The organism is Mucilaginibacter rubeus (assembly GCF_003286415.2).
In the GTDB taxonomy this organism is placed as follows: domain Bacteria; phylum Bacteroidota; class Bacteroidia; order Sphingobacteriales; family Sphingobacteriaceae; genus Mucilaginibacter; species Mucilaginibacter rubeus_A.
In genome coordinates this window covers 616,364-634,142 of the sequence record NZ_CP043450.1, presented here as the reverse complement: position 1 = coordinate 634,142, position 17,779 = coordinate 616,364, and the positions used below count along the sequence as shown (strand labels likewise).

At 43.5% G+C, this 17,779-nt stretch carries 11 protein-coding genes; 7 read left to right on the top strand and 4 right to left on the bottom strand.

Annotated elements, in window-relative coordinates:
* Positions 1–28: 28 nt before the first annotated feature.
* From DEO27_RS02515 to DEO27_RS02500, 4 genes are all read right to left on the bottom strand, one after another.
* Positions 29–1,030 (bottom strand): 4-hydroxyproline epimerase, encoded by a 1,002-nt coding sequence (locus DEO27_RS02515; RefSeq protein ID WP_112569406.1) that lies wholly within the window; start codon positions 1,028–1,030, stop codon positions 29–31.
* Positions 1,031–1,036: 6 nt separating this feature from the next.
* Entirely contained in the window at positions 1,037–1,975 is a 939-nt protein-coding gene (locus tag DEO27_RS02510; protein WP_112569404.1) for a dihydrodipicolinate synthase family protein, read from the bottom strand.
* Positions 1,976–2,096: 121 nt separating this feature from the next.
* The gene (locus DEO27_RS02505; protein WP_112569402.1) at positions 2,097–3,494 is read right to left on the bottom strand and encodes a SusD/RagB family nutrient-binding outer membrane lipoprotein; all 1,398 of its coding nucleotides are present in this window, start codon (positions 3,492–3,494) and stop codon (positions 2,097–2,099) included.
* Between the two features lie 27 nt (positions 3,495–3,521).
* Positions 3,522–6,548, bottom strand: a complete 3,027-nt coding sequence (locus DEO27_RS02500; protein WP_112569400.1) for a SusC/RagA family TonB-linked outer membrane protein — start codon at positions 6,546–6,548, stop codon at positions 3,522–3,524.
* 346 nt (positions 6,549–6,894) lie between these two features.
* Here DEO27_RS02500 and DEO27_RS02495 point away from each other — a divergent pair, with 346 nt between their 5' ends.
* From DEO27_RS02495 to DEO27_RS02465, 7 genes are all read left to right on the top strand, one after another.
* The gene (locus DEO27_RS02495; RefSeq protein WP_190295298.1) at positions 6,895–9,264 is read left to right on the top strand and encodes a glycoside hydrolase family 127 protein; all 2,370 of its coding nucleotides are present in this window, start codon (positions 6,895–6,897) and stop codon (positions 9,262–9,264) included.
* Between the two features lie 26 nt (positions 9,265–9,290).
* The gene (locus DEO27_RS02490) at positions 9,291–11,693 is read left to right on the top strand and encodes a beta-L-arabinofuranosidase domain-containing protein (protein ID WP_162996968.1); all 2,403 of its coding nucleotides are present in this window, start codon (positions 9,291–9,293) and stop codon (positions 11,691–11,693) included.
* Positions 11,694–11,854: 161 nt separating this feature from the next.
* Positions 11,855–12,034 (top strand): histone H1, encoded by a 180-nt coding sequence (locus DEO27_RS02485; RefSeq protein ID WP_112569396.1) that lies wholly within the window; start codon positions 11,855–11,857, stop codon positions 12,032–12,034.
* A 222-nt stretch (positions 12,035–12,256) separates the two neighbouring features.
* Entirely contained in the window at positions 12,257–15,202 is a 2,946-nt protein-coding gene (locus DEO27_RS02480; RefSeq protein WP_112569394.1) for a response regulator, read from the top strand.
* Positions 15,203–15,419: 217 nt separating this feature from the next.
* Entirely contained in the window at positions 15,420–16,325 is a 906-nt protein-coding gene (locus tag DEO27_RS02475) for a hypothetical protein (protein WP_112569392.1), read from the top strand.
* Positions 16,326–16,412: 87 nt separating this feature from the next.
* The gene (locus tag DEO27_RS02470; protein ID WP_112569390.1) at positions 16,413–17,018 is read left to right on the top strand and encodes a DUF1579 family protein; all 606 of its coding nucleotides are present in this window, start codon (positions 16,413–16,415) and stop codon (positions 17,016–17,018) included.
* Between the two features lie 19 nt (positions 17,019–17,037).
* Positions 17,038–17,619, top strand: a complete 582-nt coding sequence (locus tag DEO27_RS02465; RefSeq protein ID WP_112569388.1) for a cupin domain-containing protein — start codon at positions 17,038–17,040, stop codon at positions 17,617–17,619.
* Positions 17,620–17,779 lie beyond the last annotated feature (160 nt).

Below are 17,779 nucleotides of genomic sequence, written 5' to 3'. Positions count from 1 at the left end.
GTTCCTCGCAATGACGTTTGGTGATATTTTATATCACCTGGAAACCGTGAGCATAAGGATCGTCATCATCTATTTTGATGGTATTGTAGCCATAAACTTTGGCCCAACCTTCAACACTTGGAATAATGGCGTCGATATCATTGATCTTAACCACGTCCTCAACCTTGCCAATAAATTTACTGCCGATGATACTTTCGTGAACAAAAGACTCACCTACTTTCAATTTACCTTTGGCAAACCATTGCGCCATACGGGCCGAAGTACCGGTTCCACAAGGAGAACGGTCGATGGCTTTATCCCCATAAAATACCGCGTTACGTGCAGTTGAATCTGCCGATAATGTAGCACCTGCCCAAAGGATATGGGTGCAGGTATTTATGGTAGGATCCTGCGGATGCACAAACTGATATTTTTCGTTGATGCGCTTACGCAGCACCTGGCTCCAGGCTATCAGCTGTCCGGCTGTATAATTCTCAATGCCCTTAAAGTTAGGCTGAGGATCAACAATGGCATAATAGTTACCGCCATACGAAACATCGATAGTGAGCGTACCAAGATCAGGGCATTCGACTTCCAGGTCGGTGGCGGCAAGATAAGCAGCCACATTTCTGAGTTTTACCGAAGTTACCTTTTTACCCTCCTGCTTGTACTCAATTAATACAAGGCCGGCAGGTGCTTCCATACGTACAATACCTGGAGTTTTAGGTTGGATCAATCCTTCCTCAATGGCTATGGTGATGGTGCCGATAGTTCCGTGACCGCACATCGGTAAACAACCGCTGGTTTCGATGAACAAAACCGCAACATCGTTTTCCGGATCATGAGGCGGATACAGGATACTTCCCGACATCATATCATGACCACGGGGTTCAAACATCAGGCCTGTCCTGATCCAGTCGTACTCCTTTAAAAAGTGCTGACGTTTCTGGCTCATGTTGTCGCCTTTTAGTGTGGGACCACCGCCGGCCACCAACCTTACGGGATTACCGCAGGTATGGGCATCAACACAAAAGAAAGTTTTACTTGCCATATATTATTATAAAGCTACCTCAGTTAATTTACCCCAGCTTCCAACAGGCAATTCCGGCCTTGCAGCAAGCGCGTCGTTGATAATTTTCTGAACTTTTTCGCGCTCGGCACCAATTAACGGCAAACGTGGCGCACGTACATTTTCGGTACCTATGCCCGTTGCAACCTCGGCCAGTTTAATGTATTGTACCAGTTTAGGGTGGATATCCAGTTCAAGCACCGGTAAAAACCAACGGTAAATAGCCAGGGCCTCATCATACCTTTTAGCTTTTACCAAACGGTAAATGGCAACAGTTTCTTTAGGGAAAGCGTCAACCAAACCGGCAACCCAGCCATCAGCACCCATTACAAGGCTTTCCATAGCCAGCGGATCAACACCGGTGAAGATCTTGAACCTGTCGCCAAACTTGTTAATCATACGGGTAACGTTTGATACATCGCGGGTTGATTCTTTTACCGCCTGGATATTATCATAAGCTGCAAGTTCTGCAAACATATCTAAAGTAACCTCAATCTTATAATCAACAGGGTTATTGTAGATCATGATTGGCAGTTCGGTACTTTTAGCGATAGAGGTTAAATAAGCGACAGTTTCACGTGCTTCACTGTTGTAACGCATTGGCGGCAACAGCATCAAACCGTCTGCACCCTTATCAAATGCTTTTTGTGCATAAGCAACAGCCGCTTTGGTAGTTTGCTCAGCAATATTTAATATAACAGGTACTTTACCTTGAACAAACTCAACAGTGTGAGCAAGCAGCGCGAATTTTTCATCATCGCTTAAAACACTTGCTTCGCCCAATGAGCCGCCTAATATAAAACCATCAACACCAGCCTCAAGCTGCGCATTCAGGTTTATATCAAAAGCTTCAAAATCAAGTTCGTCGTTATCTGTAAATTTAGTAGTTACTGCAGGGAGTACGCCTTTCCAATCAAAAGTTATCATTGTATATTATTTTTCACAAAATTAAAATAGTACTTATTACGAATATTTAACAATTTAGCAGACATTGACCGTATTTTAACATACAATGCCATATACAGACAAGTTGCCTGCTAAATAATGCCTATTGCACATCCCACCAAAGCCTGTCAGTAAGCTTGGCGCTTTGCTGCGGCTGCGGGTTCGAGGTCATTTCCGACTGTGGATATAATACCCTCCGCGGAATATCCGACAAAGCATTTTTCACCTTGGTTAAGGCCGGATAGCCTGTACGTCTCCAATCAACATAATTCTCCATCGACAGGAAGTTGGCCACAACCTTTTCCTCAATAATCAGCTGCATGGCATTAGCACTGGTTAATGTACCTCTTGAAGCCAGGTAAGTATTTACATCAGCATCGGCAATGCCCAGTTTTGACATATGCGATTTAACCGCCAGCAAATAAACCGGTTGCGCCGCCGTGGCACCAGATAATACAAATGTAGCTTCGGCTTTTAAGAATAATGCTTCCGAGTAAGTAACAATGTAGTTATTTGAACTTGTACTTGCATAAAAAGAGCCGCCCAACGAGTATGATTCCAAACTACCGATATCTTCCAAACCTATCTGACGGCCGGTATATAAACCTGTTTCAATTGCCGGAGCAACCATTTTTGACAAACGTGGATCTTTCCTGGTTTTAAAACCATCAACAAAAGTTGAAGCCAACACCAATGTTGAACCCGGCAAAAAGTTCTGTTGCCAAGGGTTTTCAGCACCTGCGGCACCGCTGAAAGGCATTTTCATATCATCATCATTGCTTACCATGCCATTTTCAAGAGCGGTAAGCGCCAGCTGTGCCTGTGCAGCCGCGGTGTGTCCGGGAGCCTTGGTAAGGTGCATGTAATAACGCGCTTTCAGCGTGTAAGCAGCCTTTTTCCATTTGGTCATATCGCCGGTGTAGTAATAATCATCTCCAGACGGCGCCGTAGTGCTGTTTTTGGCAATATCGGCAATGGCATTATCAAGCAGGGTTTGTACCTGCGTATAAACGGCTTCCTGGCTATCATAAGTTGGGGTAAGGTTATCTGTACCGCCAAAACCTTTTGAGTATGGTACATCGCCCCAGGCATCAGTTGCCGAACCAAGGGTATAGGCAAGCAAAATCTTTGAAATGGCTGCATAATTGGCATTGCCATCGGCCTCTGCTTTTTTATCGAGCAATACAAGGTTGTTCATAACCTGTACATAAAAATTGTACCAGTCGCCATCCATATCCTGGTGATACATGAGGTAAGTGCCAAAGTTTGGCGGTACCTGGTTTAGGGCTATTACCTGCAGGTATTGTTGCAATACTATAGCAAGGTTACCTCCGCCGGCGGCAGTAATATTTTGTGATATGGCAGCTTCAACCGGGGCCAGGATCAATGACTCCTTAACATCGATAGGCCTGTTGGGGTCCTGGTTTACATCAATATATTTTTTACAGCCCGTAAAGCTTACCAACGCGCATGTTACTAACGTGATATATTTATTTTTCATGACAATTTCTCTGATTAATGATTTAAATTATAGGGTAACTTTCAAGCTAAAATCAACTGATTTTGAAGTTGGGGTTGAGAATGAATAAATACCCTGCGAACCGTTTGATGAGCCAAATGAACTAACTTCCGGGTCGCCGCCGGTAAAGTGCGGCGCATGGATCCAAAGGTTACGGCCGGTTACGCTAAATGTTGCCGATTTGAAAGGGCTTTTGCTTAACCACGATGGTTTTAAAGTATAGCCTAAACTAACATTACGCAGTTTAACGTAGCTGCCATCCTGAATTACAGACTCAAGCACACTGTTTGCACGTTGGTAGTAAGCCTGACCATTAACCGCTATGGTATTTGGTTGACCGGTAGTGGCATTTACACCATCAACTACCCGCGGACCACGGTTTTCGGTAACTTTTGGAGTACCATAAAAATAGCCGTAACCATCAACGTTGTTTTGGATGTCGCCGCCGCGTTTAATATCAAAGAAGAAACTGAAGTTGAATTGTTTATACCTGAAGTTGTTGTTGATACCGCCAAGCCAGTTAGGATTAATATTACCTACTATACCCTGGTTATCATCGGCATATGGAAGGCCCGAATCATCAATCAACAATTTACCTGCCGCGTTACGGGCATAACGGGTGCCATAAATAACACCGTAAGGCTGTCCAACAATGATATTGGTAAAGCCGTTACCCAATTGCTGCTGATCTTTATAAATAGATAATACCTTGTTACGGTTGCGGGTAAAGTTTAAAGTAAGGTCCCAGCTAAAGTCGCGGCTTTTTACAGGCGACGCGTTTAACAACACCTCGATACCCCTGTTGCGCATCACAGCAGAGTTTACGCTTGTTGCCGCATAACCTGTTGACGGAGCGATAGACACTGACGGGATAATACCATCAATTGTTTTTTTGCTGTAAAACGAGGCTTCCAGGCTGATTCGGTTGTTGAAGAAACCAGCTTCAAAGCCTGCTTCAAACTCGTTAATACGCTCGCTTTTCAGGTTGGCGTTACCCAATACATCGGATATTAAAAAGCCCGACTGGCCAGCGTAAGGGAATGTAAGGTTACGGATAGTTGCGCTGTTATAGGCTGTTAACAAGCTGTAAGGGCTTATGCTGCCATCGTTACCTACCGTACCATATGATACCCTCAACTTACCCAGGTTCATAACCTTTGAAAACTCGGGGCTAAAAAACTCTGAAAATATAAAGCTGGTTGCAGCCGATCCGTAAGGATAAAAATTATGATCGGTTGACAGCACCGAGTTGCCATCGTACCTGCCTGTTAATGATAACACCAGGAAGCGTTTATACTCGATATTTGATTGCAGGTAAAAACCAACCTTACGCTGTAGGTATGAAGCCTCTTTGTAAGTAACTGTTGACGCCGAAGCCATGTTATACAAGCCAGGTACTGTTAAGCCAACACCATTAGCGTATGTATTTTCTGAATAGCTGGAGAAAATGTTGTTACCTAATAAAACATCAAGGTTAAAGTCGCCAAACTGCTTGTTTGCACTCACCATGAAATCGTTATTGTACTGGCGGAAGGTAGTGTTGTTATCAACCAAACGACCATTAGGGTTTGAAACCGATTGGGTTGATTCATGATACCTGTCCATCTCAGTATAAACATCTGCACCAAAACGCTCGGTAACGGTCAACCATGACAAAGGCTTGTAATCGGCAGTAAAAGTTGGTAAAAACCTGTTAACACCCGAATGATTTTTGATATTATCTAACACCCAGTACGGGTTATTACGCGAGAAACGATACAAACGCTGGGTACCATCGGCATTTAAGTAAGGCTGCAGATTGTACGAAACCGGAGCTGTAAAAATTGTCCATACCGGGCTTTCCAAAGCATAACCTTCAGGCAACCTGTCGTTTTGCGAATTGGTATAGTTTAACTGAAACGTAGTATTCAGGTTTTTCAATACCTGTGCGCTGTATTTAGCAAAGAATGTATTACGTAAAAATTTAGTTGTCGGAACTGTACCCTGCTGATTGAGGTTTGAGTAAGAAACAAGGTAAGTAGAGGCTGTGCCACCACCACCTATGTTAATGGTGTTATTGTAAGTATGCCCGGTTTTAAAAAACAAGTCGGACTGGTTATAAACTTTGGCAGGCTGTCCGTTAATTTTAAGGGTATCCATGCGGGCACCCCATGATGTACTGGTTTTTTGCGTTACACCATCATAGTAATTACCATTGGTACCCAATGAATACTTATTTTGGATTTGTGGCAATAAAGGTTTTTCGGCAGAAAAATCTGATGAAAAGGTGATTAGTGGCTTTTTATTTAAAGCGCCATTTTTTGTGGTGATAATAATAACACCGTTTGCACCTTTTGAACCGTAAAGCGCGGTAGCCGCCGCACCTTTGAGCACGTTGATATTTGAAATGATAGATGGATCGATATCGGCAATACGGTTAGTACCCGGCCCAGAGTTAAGGTTACCTGTTTCAGAGTTATCAACCGGCACACCGTCAACTACCATTAACGCCTGGTTATCACCAAAAAATGATGAACCGCCACGGACTACGATACGCGATGAACTACCTGGCGTACCTGATGAGCTGGTTACCTGTACGCCTGCGGCTTTACCGGCAATGGCATTTACAAGGTTTGGCTCTTTTGATTGCGTAAGCGATTCGCCCTTAATTTCCTGGGTACTATAGGTCAGGATCTTCTTATCGCGTTTTATACCAAGGGCGGTAACAACCACTTCATTAAGGACTTTGTTGTCATCGGCCAAGGTCACGTTAACCTGCGCCTGCCCTGTTAACTTAACTTCGTGCGCGGCAAAACCAATGGCAGTTACAATTAATGTACCCTGCCCATTATAATTAAGGCTGAACAAACCGCCGGTGTTGGTAACAGAACCAGCGTTTGTACCTTTTATTTTAACGGAAGCGCCGGCTATGGGCTCGCCCTTCTCGTCGGTTACCTTTCCTTTTAGTGTTACTGTTTGCGCGTATGTGCTGTAACAAAACACAAACACACTTAGTAAAGGCAAAATGAACCTCTTTAGTAATTGTTTAAACTTCATAAATTAAATTTTGGGGTTAATGACTATGTATTACACGCTGTATTTCAGACACGTAAAACTATCGGCGCACCGCCCCTTATTTTATTATGAATTTTGCCAATACTGCCCATATATTAACATTCCTGTTACAATAGCATTAATTTGTTATTATTTTTATATAAAACTTTTAAATACGTTAATATTTTGCCATTAGGCTGTGAAAAGCACTAAGAAACTTACTATAAACAGCCAATGCGTTAAAAAAACGGGTAAAATCCTGCTATCAACTGCAAAATACCAATGAAAATAATTGTTAAAAGCACAATAATTTAGAGGATAATTATTATTACAATTACAAAAACGGATCATGCTTATAAAAAAGTGGTTTAAATTGAACTTATGCCTCGCTGCCTGCTTAGCGGGGGCACAAACAATACATGCGCAATCATATGTGCCTGAGTGGAACGATACCCGGGTAAAAGTAAAACCGGTGGTTCCGGTTAAGGCCTATTCATTTAACTTAAAGGATGTTCAATTATTAGAGAGCCCTTTTAAAAAAGCGATGGATGCTGATGTTAAATATTTGCTATCCATAGAGCCCGACAGGTTGCTCTCGGCCTTCCGCTCACATTCGGGCCTTAAACCTAAGGATAAAATGTATGAAGGCTGGGAATCATCAGGTTTGGCAGGGCATACACTTGGCCACTACCTATCGGCGATATCCATGCATTATGCATCAACCCGCGATCCTGAGTTTTTAAAACGTGTAAACTATATAGTTAAAGAGCTTGACGAATGCCAGGTAGCCCGTAAAACCGGTTACGTAGGCGCTATTCCTAAAGAAGATACTATTTGGGCCGAGGTTGCGAAAGGCGATATCCGTTCACGCGGCTTCGACCTGAATGGCGGCTGGTCGCCATGGTATACAGTACACAAGATCATGGGCGGTTTACTTGATGCCTATTTATATTGTAATAATGCCGAAGCACTGAAAGTATGTAAAGGCATGGCCGACTGGACAGGCGAAACCATCAAAAACCTTGATGACGAAAAACTGCAAAAAATGCTCCTATGCGAATATGGCGGCATGGCCGAAACGCTTGCTAACCTGTACGCTATCAACGGTGATAAAAAGTACCTTGAACTATCATACAAGTTTTACGATAAAAAGATCCTTGATCCGCTATCCCAACAGCAGGATATTTTGCCGGGTAAACACTCCAACACCCAGATCCCTAAGATCATAGCCAGCGCACGCAGGTATGAGATCACCGGCGATAAAAAGGATAAAGCCATTGCCGATTTCTTCTGGACAACCATTGTTAACCACCACTCATACGCTACGGGTGGCAACAGCAATTATGAATATCTGAGTGATGCAGATAAACTAAACGATAAGCTTACCGAAAACACAACCGAAACCTGCAACACTTATAATATGCTAAAACTAACCCGGCATTTATTCGCGGTTGAGCCTTCGGCCATGCTGATGGATTATTATGAAAAGGCATTGTATAACCACATCCTTGCATCTCAAAATCACTCGGATGGCATGATGTGCTATTTTGTACCCTTGCGCATGGGTGGTACTAAACATTACAGCACCCCGTTTGATGATTTTACCTGTTGCGTTGGCTCTGGTATGGAAAACCACGTTAAGTACAACGAAAGCATTTACTTCAGAGGGGCCGATGGCAGCTTATACGTAAACCTGTTCATCCCCTCGGTACTAAACTGGGCATCAAAAGGTTTATCAGTAAAACAGGAAAGTAGTTTCCCTAATGACGATCATATCGCATTTACGGTGAACACCAAAAAGCCGCTTACTATGGCTATCCGCATCCGCAAACCAAAATGGAGCAGCGATGCTACCATCAGCATTAACGGTAAGACGCAAACCGCTACTACTGATGACCAGGGATATATCGTTTTAAACCGCAAATGGAGCAACAACGATAAAATTGAGTTTACTACTCCTGAAAAGCTTTACACCGAAGCCATGCCGGATAATGCAAACAGACGCGCTGTATTTTATGGCCCGGTGTTACTTGCAGGTAATTTGGGTAATACCGAACCTGATCCGCTGAAAGGTGTACCGGTTTTTGTAACCAGCGAAACCGATCCTAACCAATGGTTGCAACTGGTTGATAAAAAACAACTAAGCTTCCGCACGGTGAACATTTCAAAGCCTGAGGAAGTTACATTGATCCCATTCAATCAAACCAAAAATGAATACTATTCGGTTTATTGGGATGTATTTACACCGCAAACCTGGGCTGTACAGCAAAAGGCTTACGAAGAGCAACGCAAAAAGCAACAGGAACTGGAAGCCCGCACCATGGATATTGTACGCTTAGGCGAGATGCAGCCCGAGCGCGACCACAACTTCACCAGCGAAAACGCCACTACCGGCGAAGATCACCAAAAGAAATGGCGGTCGACAGAAAATGGCGGCTACCTGCAATATGAAATGAAGGTGGATGCCAACGCTCAAAATACCCTCATCAATACTTATTGGGGCATGGATAACCGCGGTCGCCGATTTGATATTTTGATTGACGGCGTTAAACTGGCTTCTGAAGATCTGAACCAATACAAGGAAAGCCGTTTTTACGATATCAGCTACACCCTGCCCATCGAATTAACTAAAGGCAAACAAAAGGTAACTGTAAAACTGCTGCCACAAAAAGAAAACAGCGCAGGGCCGGTTTATGGCACCCGCATGGTTAAAAACTAATTTTAAATTAAACGAACTTTAATATCATGATCAATAAACAAAAAGTCGCCGGTGTACTTGCTGTGTCTTTAACGGCACTTGTAAGTCCGCTTTTGGCGCAGCAAAAGGATTATCCTATCCAGCCGGTTGCCTTTACCAGCGTGCATGTCAATGACAACTTCTGGCAGCCAAAAATGGAGGTAAACGCTAAGGTTACTATTCCGTATGTATTGGCGCAATGTAAAGCCAATGGCCGTGTAGACAATTTTTTACGCGCCGCAAAAAAACTGGACGGCGATAAGCTAAGTGAATTCCCATTTGATGATACTGACGTGTACAAAGCCATAGAGGGCGCCTCTTATTCCATGCAGAATAAAAGAAACCCGGAGCTTGATAAATCAATTGATAGCCTTATCTCTATCATCGGTGCGGCCCAGGAGCCGGATGGCTATTTGTACACTTTCAGAACGGTTAATGCCAAAAAACCGCACGAATGGATTGGCGACAAACGCTGGGTGAATGAAGAAATATTGAGCCATGAGCTGTACAACGCAGGCCATCTTTACGAGGCTGCCGTTGCGCATTACCAGGCTACAGGCAAGCGCACGCTACTCAACATCGCAATAAAAAATGCCGATTTGTTGGTAAAAACTTTTGGGCCTGGCAAAATAGAGGAATATCCGGGCCACCAGATCGTAGAAATCGGCCTTTCAAAAATGTACCGTGTTACCGGCAACAAGCAATATCTTGACCTGGCTAAGTTTTTCTTAGATGTTCGCGGACCTAAAGGCGATGCTTATAACCAGGCCGATAAAAAGGTAGTTGATCAGCACGAGGCCGAAGGTCACGCCGTAAGGGCAGCTTACATGTACACCGGCATGGCCGATATCGCGGCCTTAACAGGCAATACAAGCTATTTGACGGCCATAGATGATATCTGGAGCGATGTGGTAACCAAAAAGCTTTATATAACAGGCGGCATCGGTGCAACCGGGGCTGGCGAGGCTTTCGGTGATGCATACCAATTGCCAAACATGTCAGCTTATGCTGAAACCTGTGCTGCTATTGGTAATGTTTACTGGAATAACAGGATGTTCCTGCTCCATGGCGATTCAAAATACATCGACGTACTTGAACGTACGCTGTATAACGGCCTGCTGTCGGGCGTATCGTTGAGTGGTAACAGGTTCTTCTATCCTAACCCGCTGGCTTCTATGTTCCAGCACCAGCGCAGCGCATGGATCAGCTGTGCCTGCTGTATCAGCAACATGACCCGCTTTTTACCATCATTACCGGGTTATGTTTACGCTAAAAACAAAAACGACCTTTACGTTAACCTGTTCATGAGCAACTCAAGCAATATCAAGCTTACTGAGGGCAACGTGAATATTGTGCAGCAAACAGATTACCCCTGGAAAGGTCGGGTTGATATTACTGTTAACCCCGATAAAGCAGGCGAGTTCACTTTAAGGGTGCGCATACCAGGCTGGGCAAAACAACAACCTGTACCGGGCGACCTGTACACCTTTATGGATAAAAAATCCTTCCCGCTTACGCTGATGATTAACGGGCAGGCAAAATCATTTGAAACAGAAAAAGGTTACGCCGTATTAAAACGCACCTGGAAAAAAGGCGACAAGGTTTCGCTTTTATTACCGATGGAAACCGAAAAGGTACTGGCCAATAACCAGGTTAAGGATGACAGGGGCAGATTTGCCTTTGAGCGCGGTCCTATTGTTTATTGCCTTGAAGGCCCGGACAATAAAGACAGCCTGGTGCAAAATATATTGATCAATAAAAACGCTATCGCCAACGCCAACTATCAGGCCGATCTGTTAAACGGTGTTGACGTAATTACTGCAGAGGGAAAAAGCGCTAAACGCCAGCTAAAAACCGACAGCCTTTTACAAACCGATCAGATGGTGAAGGCTATCCCCTACTACGCCTGGGCTAACCGCGGACCAAGCGAAATGACCGTTTGGATCCCTTATGAAGCTTCGGCAGTGCGGCCAAAACCGGCTCCAACTATCGCAAGTACAAGTAAGGTAAGCGCTTCGTTAAAAAATACGAGAATGTTTGCGGCCATCAAAGACCAGTATGAGCCTGCCGACTCAAAAGACACCAATTACCCATACCTGCACTGGTGGCCCGCTAAAAACACCAGCGAGTTTGTGCAGTATGATTTTGATGCCGAGCATACTGTAAGCGAATCAAAAGTATATTGGTATGATGATGGCCCGTGGGGCGGTTGCCGTATCCCGGCGTCATACAAAATCCTGTATAAGAAAGACGGTCAATGGGTTCCGGTTAAAAACACTACGCCTTACACCGTAAGTAAAGACGGCTTTAACGTGGTTACTTTTGAACCGGTGGCTACTACGGCCCTACGTATGGAAATCCAATTACCGGTTGATAATTCAAGCGGCATCCATGAATGGGCAGTTAAATAAGCTGTTGTTAAGTTGGAGATCAGAAGCCGTTTTTTCTTTTTTCTCTGCTTAGAACTTATAACTTTGGACTAAACACTAACCTCAATTTGTAGAAGAGACCGTATTACACTATTGCCTATACAGTTATATTCTATACATTTGCGGCCTTAAAAAATAAAAAAATGGTAAATTTTGAAAAAGTGAAAGAAGTTATCGCAGCGGCAGAAGCTGACGCGGCAAGCTTTTATGAAAAAGGTAACAAAGCAGCTGGTACAAGGTTGCGTAATGCTATGCAACAATTAAAAGTATTAGCTACGGATATCCGTAAAGAAGTTACTGAACTTAAAAACACTGAAAAATAACAGTTAAAAATCTTTTGAATAAAGCGGGTCTGGTTTTCCATGTACCCGCTTTTTCTGTTTTAAAGATCCTGTCAACACGTGCTTATCGCCTCCTCTCCCCGCCTCAATTTTTTCTCAATAGTTATACTAATTATCAAAACCATAAGTACTTAATAGTGTTCATGATTGGTAACCATAGGTCAAAACACTATTTTTGACTATCACAGATTGAGTTGTTAATTCATGTATCGCGGAAATATCTTTTCAAATATATCCATCCGTTGGTATGCGCTTTTATGGTGCATAGCGCTTTTGTGTGCTGTTAAAAGTACCTACGCCCAGGATACCTCCGTGATACGCTCCCGCAATTTTGGGGTACAAAACGAAATATACTTTAACGATTCGCTTTGGTATTTTCATGCAGGCGATTTAACCAGGGCTCAACAAAGTGAAGCCAGTACAACGGGCTGGGATACCCTGCATTACACAGCATTTGGAAAAGAAAATGCGCCGCGCGGCTGGCGGGGTGTTGGCTGGTTCGGCTCATGGATCAGGGTTGATACCGATCTGGTCAATAAAAAACTGTCGCTCCGTATCAATCATGATGGTGCTTCGGAGATCTTTTTGGATGGTAAACCTATTGGTGGTTACGGTAAGGTTGGCAATTCGGCCCGGGAAATGGTAGCCATGAGCGCCAGACGGGAACTGATCCCGATTTGGCTCCCCGATACCCGCCCGCACCTGATCACTATCCATTATTCCAATTTCTTTGAGGTTTACGCTAATTTTTACGGTTTTCAAACCTGGATAGGCGACTACAATCAGCTTGCACCTAAGATACAAACCGCCAATCAGCGCTTTAATTATATGCTGATGTGTGCCGCGGCGCAGCTCATTTTAGGGCTTTTACACCTCTTGTTATTCCTCTTTTACCCCAGGCAAAAACTTAATTTGTATTACGCGCTTTTTGTACTGCTCGTTGGCATTAATGGCATTGGGATATACTTGTTTTACCGTACTAACACACCTGTAGTACAATATTTTTCACAATCGTTAATTGATGAAGGCAAAGTTGTCATGATGTGGGCTGCTGTAATGCTGCTTTATATACTTGATTACCGCAAGCCTCCTCTTTGGCGAAGAATAGCCTTAACTACCGTATGCGCGCTATATTTCATAGCCTATATCTATAAGTTTTTAAATCATATTGAATACTGGGTAGATTACTTCGCCCTGGTTTTTCTTATCTGTATGATGGATGGTTTTTGGTCGGTATTTCATCTCATCAAAAAAAAGCAAAAGGGCGCATGGTTAATAAGCGCGGGGGTAGTAGTAGTTATATTACTGTATTATTTTACCTGGGACGATGTGTTTCACCTGTGGCCATACCAGCTTAACTCCATGCGTTTATTGGTAATGGCTGTTGGCGAATTGATGTTACCCCTTTGTTTATCGCTTTACCTGGCACTCAACTTTGCCCGGACTAACGAAAACCTCACCGCAAAACTATTTGAGGTAGAAACGCTATCGGCCCTGGCACTTGCCCAGGAAACCGAAAAACGGGAATTAATAGCCGGCGAGGCCAGGCGCCTTGAGGAACTGGTACGGCAACGTACCGCCGAGCTCAGGGAACAAGCCGATAAACTGCGCGAGATGGACCTGGTAAAATCGCGCTTTTTCACCAATATCACCCACGAGTTTAAAACACCATTAACACTCATCATCAACCCGGCAAAAGAGCTAATAACCGAAACTGACGATGAGCATGTTCAACGATATAGCCGCCTTATCCTTAACAACGCATCGCGCCTGCTGCAACTCATTAACCAATTGCTGGATCTGAGCCGGCTTGAAAATGGATCGATGGAAGTGAACCGTGCTCCACTTGACCTGGTAGCGCTCATCAGGATGCATATCCTTTCGTACGAGTCGTTGGTAAAACAAAAGGAGATTTCCTTACATTTCACCTCACATTGGAATAAGCTTTGGATACTTGGCGACCGGGACAAGCTTGACGCCATTGTGATCAACCTAATATCAAATGCATTAAAGTTTACGGATAAAGGTAAGGTAGAAATTGTTTTGCAACAGGACGATGACCTACCGGGAGCGAGCTTCTCATTTACCATAAAGGATACAGGGCAAGGCATACCTGCAGAAAAACTACCTTATGTTTTTGACCGCTTTTACCAGGCCGATCCTTCAGATACCCGCTCTGCCGAAGGAACAGGTATAGGCCTTGCGGTCACAAAAGAACTGGTGGCATTGATGGGTGGGCTAATCCGGATAGAAAGCGAGGCAGGCCTGTTTACAGCAGTGCTTATCAGCATGCCTTACCAGGTTGCAAATGCAGCATCAGAACCTATACTGGAGATCCTGCCTGCTGGAGTTAGCCCATCTGTTACCGTTCTTGAACCAATAACAAATATTGACGGCGATAAACCACTCGTATTACTCATAGAAGATCACCAGGAACTCCGGGATTTTATCCAACAATCCTTAAAAGATAATTACCGGATATTAACCGCCACGGATGGTAAGGAAGGGATAACTTTTGCCATGGAGCATATCCCAAACCTCATTATTACCGACCTGATGATGCCACATGTTGATGGTTACGAAGTTAGCTCAACACTCAAAAAGGATGTAAAAACCAGTCATATTCCTATCATCATCCTTACGGCAAAGGCTGATACAGACAGCAGGATCCAGGGGATTGAAACAGGTGCGGATGCATACCTGGCCAAACCCTTTGAAAAACGGGAGCTATTTGCCCTGATGGAAAACCTGATCAGCGTACGAAACCAATTACGGGAACACTACAGCAAGCAGGACCTCTGGTTCAGCAACGCGCTTTCCATGCCATCGATAGAACGGGATTTTATAACCCGTGTGCGCAGCGCCGTTGAAAGCCATTTGAACGAAGAAGGTTACAGTGCAGATCAGCTTGCCCGGGATATGGGATTAAGCCGCACCCAGCTGCATCGTAAATTAAAAGATCTCATCAATCAGTCGCCCGGCGAATTGATTCGGATAATAAGGCTGCAATATGCCCATGACTTGCTCCAGCGCCGTGTTGCTACAGTGGCTGAAGTGGCTTATATGGTTGGTTTCAGCAGCCCTGCAAGCTTCTCGGCAAGCTTTTCCCGTCATTTTGGCTTCGCACCAAAAACTGTTAGTGCGATATAATTTCAATTAATAATTGAAATTATATCATACGCCCAATCCAATGTTACTACTCAAAGTTAAAAATGCAACAAACTCGAAAGCATTTGCAACAAACTCAAAAGTGATTACCGGCTGTCAGGCGTTTATTTGCGATTGCATTTCCCCTTGGTGCACAGTTATCCGGTCATTTTAAATATGATCGGTAAAATCGTAAATAAATAACAAACCGATAGCCTATATGAAACAAATCAAACCAGGAATTTATTTCCTCGCGGCATGTGCCGTATTCATCTTCAGCAATTGCCGTAAACCGAAAGATATCAAAACACCTACTGTAGATCCCAATATCATTAATGCGATGTACCCTGTCAAGGTATCTTTCTACGATGGCGGTCAATCCGCTTATCCGCGGGTTTACACGTATACTTACGATAAAGACAATCACCTTACCAGGTACGGAAAAGATAGTCTCGTAGTATGGGATATTAACGCCCACCAGGTTAGCTCAACTGTTTTTGATTACCCTAACAGTATATCAGCCTTTACCTATTCTTACGGACTTGTAGCCATAGACAAAACTCCTGGCGCTGTAGATATTTATACTGGCTTACCTACACAAGTATCAATAGATTTTTTTTACAAAGATCTGCATTTCGGTACTACGCGCAGTAATGCATCAGGTTTGTGGCAATTTGAGCTCGCCGGTGGCCATATCATGAAAGCGCTTACATCAGATGGAGGAGGTAGGAATTATAACTATTCATATGATAAGGATGGCAACCTGTCGGGTATGACATTTGTATCGCTCACAGGGCCGCGTGCCGGCGCGGAGTATTACAGGTTTACAGTTAAATCACTCGACGATAAATCATCACCATTTTCATCAGTAAAGGGCTATGGTACAATCTCCTATCCGCAATCCTATTTTATTGATTATGCACAAGCATTCTGCAAAAAAAATCCGATACAAATTGTAGGCGAACGCTATGATGAAACTAAAAATGCCTTTGTAATTGATGAACAGGATGATTTCACTTATCAATACAATGATAAGGGCTACCCTACACAAATTGTTGTAAGTATGACTTATTTTGAAGCCACCACAACACATTATACCCGCACTTACAACTATACTTATAAATAACAATTTCGACAAAGAATAAAGAACATAAAATATTGACCTATATAGATTTATGCATCAAAATCCATATATAGAAAACTCAAAAACATCATGAAATATTTACTCAATATCTGCTTAGTACTATTGATAACATTTCTGGGCACCACATCTTTTGCGCAGGCCAAAAATGACATGGCCGAGCTTTCAAAAACCAATGCCAACCATCAAATATTGGCACAGGTTAAAGGCGAATGGGCATTCACCGGAAAACACACCTTTGCAGGAGGTAAACACAAGCCGATAGAGTTTGCAGGAAGCATGACTGGCAAAGATTTATGGGACGGAAGATATTTTACAACCGAAGTAACCGGACAGGATATCCCAATGCCCTGGTCGGATGGAAAGCTTGTCACCCTGCATGAAACGATGCTGCTGGGCTATGATAACGTTAAAAAGAAGTTTGTAGCCTCCTATATCAACAATGAATTTGAAACAGGGATCATACCCTTAGAAGGCTCTTATGATTCGGCTACAAAAGTTATTACTTATGACGGAGAAACATTATCGCCGCCTCAACCCAACCTGCCATCGGGGGCAATGCGAAAGTTTCACGCGCTCCTTAAATTTATTGATAATGATCACTACATACTCGAATGGCACGAAGGTATTGGCGGGAAAGAGCTTTTTGATACTGTACTGAATTTTACCAGGAAATAATAAATATAGACTATCTCATATGAAACGAGGTTCTTTTGTACACACTTTAATAGGTGCAACAGCACTTTTGGCTATGCCCTTTGAAGGAATTGCCAAAGGTCTCTCTAAAATTAGGGAAAAGAAAGGGTATAAAATTGATTCAGGTGCCGACCGGGTTCAAAAACCGATGCACTTGTTTGAAGGAGATACTTTTTACACCAAGATATCAACGGCAGATACTGACGGCGACTTGTATGTTTATGAATCAACCAGGGTAAAAAAAGGCGGCCCAAACCTGCACCTGCATCATGAGCAGGATGAATGGTGGTATATTTTGGATGGTGAATTTCAAATTAAAGTAGGCGACCAACTTTTTCATGCCAAACCTGGCGATAGTGTATTTGGGCCTCGGGGTGTGCCGCATACGTTTACCAAAATAGGCGACGATAGTCCCGCAAAAATGCTGATCACGTTTCAACCTGCCGGTAAAATGGAGGCTTGCTTCCAGGCGCTCAGCGACGGGCTGATGAAGGGTAAAACAGAAACCGAACTTGATGATTTCAGGAAACAACACGGCTTTGAACGGGTTGGCCCTCCGCTTGACTATTATAAAAAGTTTTGATCAAGCTAAACTTGTCGCAAAGAAACTTTCACTAAATCAATTTATTTATAGTCAATGCTAACAACAAAACCTTTAGAAGATATAAATCCACTCGCTTTTAAACAAAAGCTCGGACTGCTTTACCTGTACCTCGTACCTTTAATTGTTGTTGCCATCGGTT

Coding starts and splice junctions, on each gene's coding strand:
- DEO27_RS02515 (WP_112569406.1), bottom strand. CDS start 1,030: ATGGCAAGTAAAACTTTCTTTTGTGTTGATGCCCATACCTGCGGTAAT.
- DEO27_RS02510 (WP_112569404.1), bottom strand. CDS start 1,975: ATGATAACTTTTGATTGGAAAGGCGTACTCCCTGCAGTAACTACTAAA.
- DEO27_RS02505 (WP_112569402.1), bottom strand. CDS start 3,494: ATGAAAAATAAATATATCACGTTAGTAACATGCGCGTTGGTAAGCTTT.
- DEO27_RS02500 (WP_112569400.1), bottom strand. CDS start 6,548: ATGAAGTTTAAACAATTACTAAAGAGGTTCATTTTGCCTTTACTAAGT.
- DEO27_RS02495 (WP_190295298.1), top strand. CDS start 6,895: ATGCTTATAAAAAAGTGGTTTAAATTGAACTTATGCCTCGCTGCCTGC.
- DEO27_RS02490 (WP_162996968.1), top strand. CDS start 9,291: ATGATCAATAAACAAAAAGTCGCCGGTGTACTTGCTGTGTCTTTAACG.
- DEO27_RS02485 (WP_112569396.1), top strand. CDS start 11,855: ATGGTAAATTTTGAAAAAGTGAAAGAAGTTATCGCAGCGGCAGAAGCT.
- DEO27_RS02480 (WP_112569394.1), top strand. CDS start 12,257: ATGTATCGCGGAAATATCTTTTCAAATATATCCATCCGTTGGTATGCG.
- DEO27_RS02475 (WP_112569392.1), top strand. CDS start 15,420: ATGAAACAAATCAAACCAGGAATTTATTTCCTCGCGGCATGTGCCGTA.
- DEO27_RS02470 (WP_112569390.1), top strand. CDS start 16,413: ATGAAATATTTACTCAATATCTGCTTAGTACTATTGATAACATTTCTG.
- DEO27_RS02465 (WP_112569388.1), top strand. CDS start 17,038: ATGAAACGAGGTTCTTTTGTACACACTTTAATAGGTGCAACAGCACTT.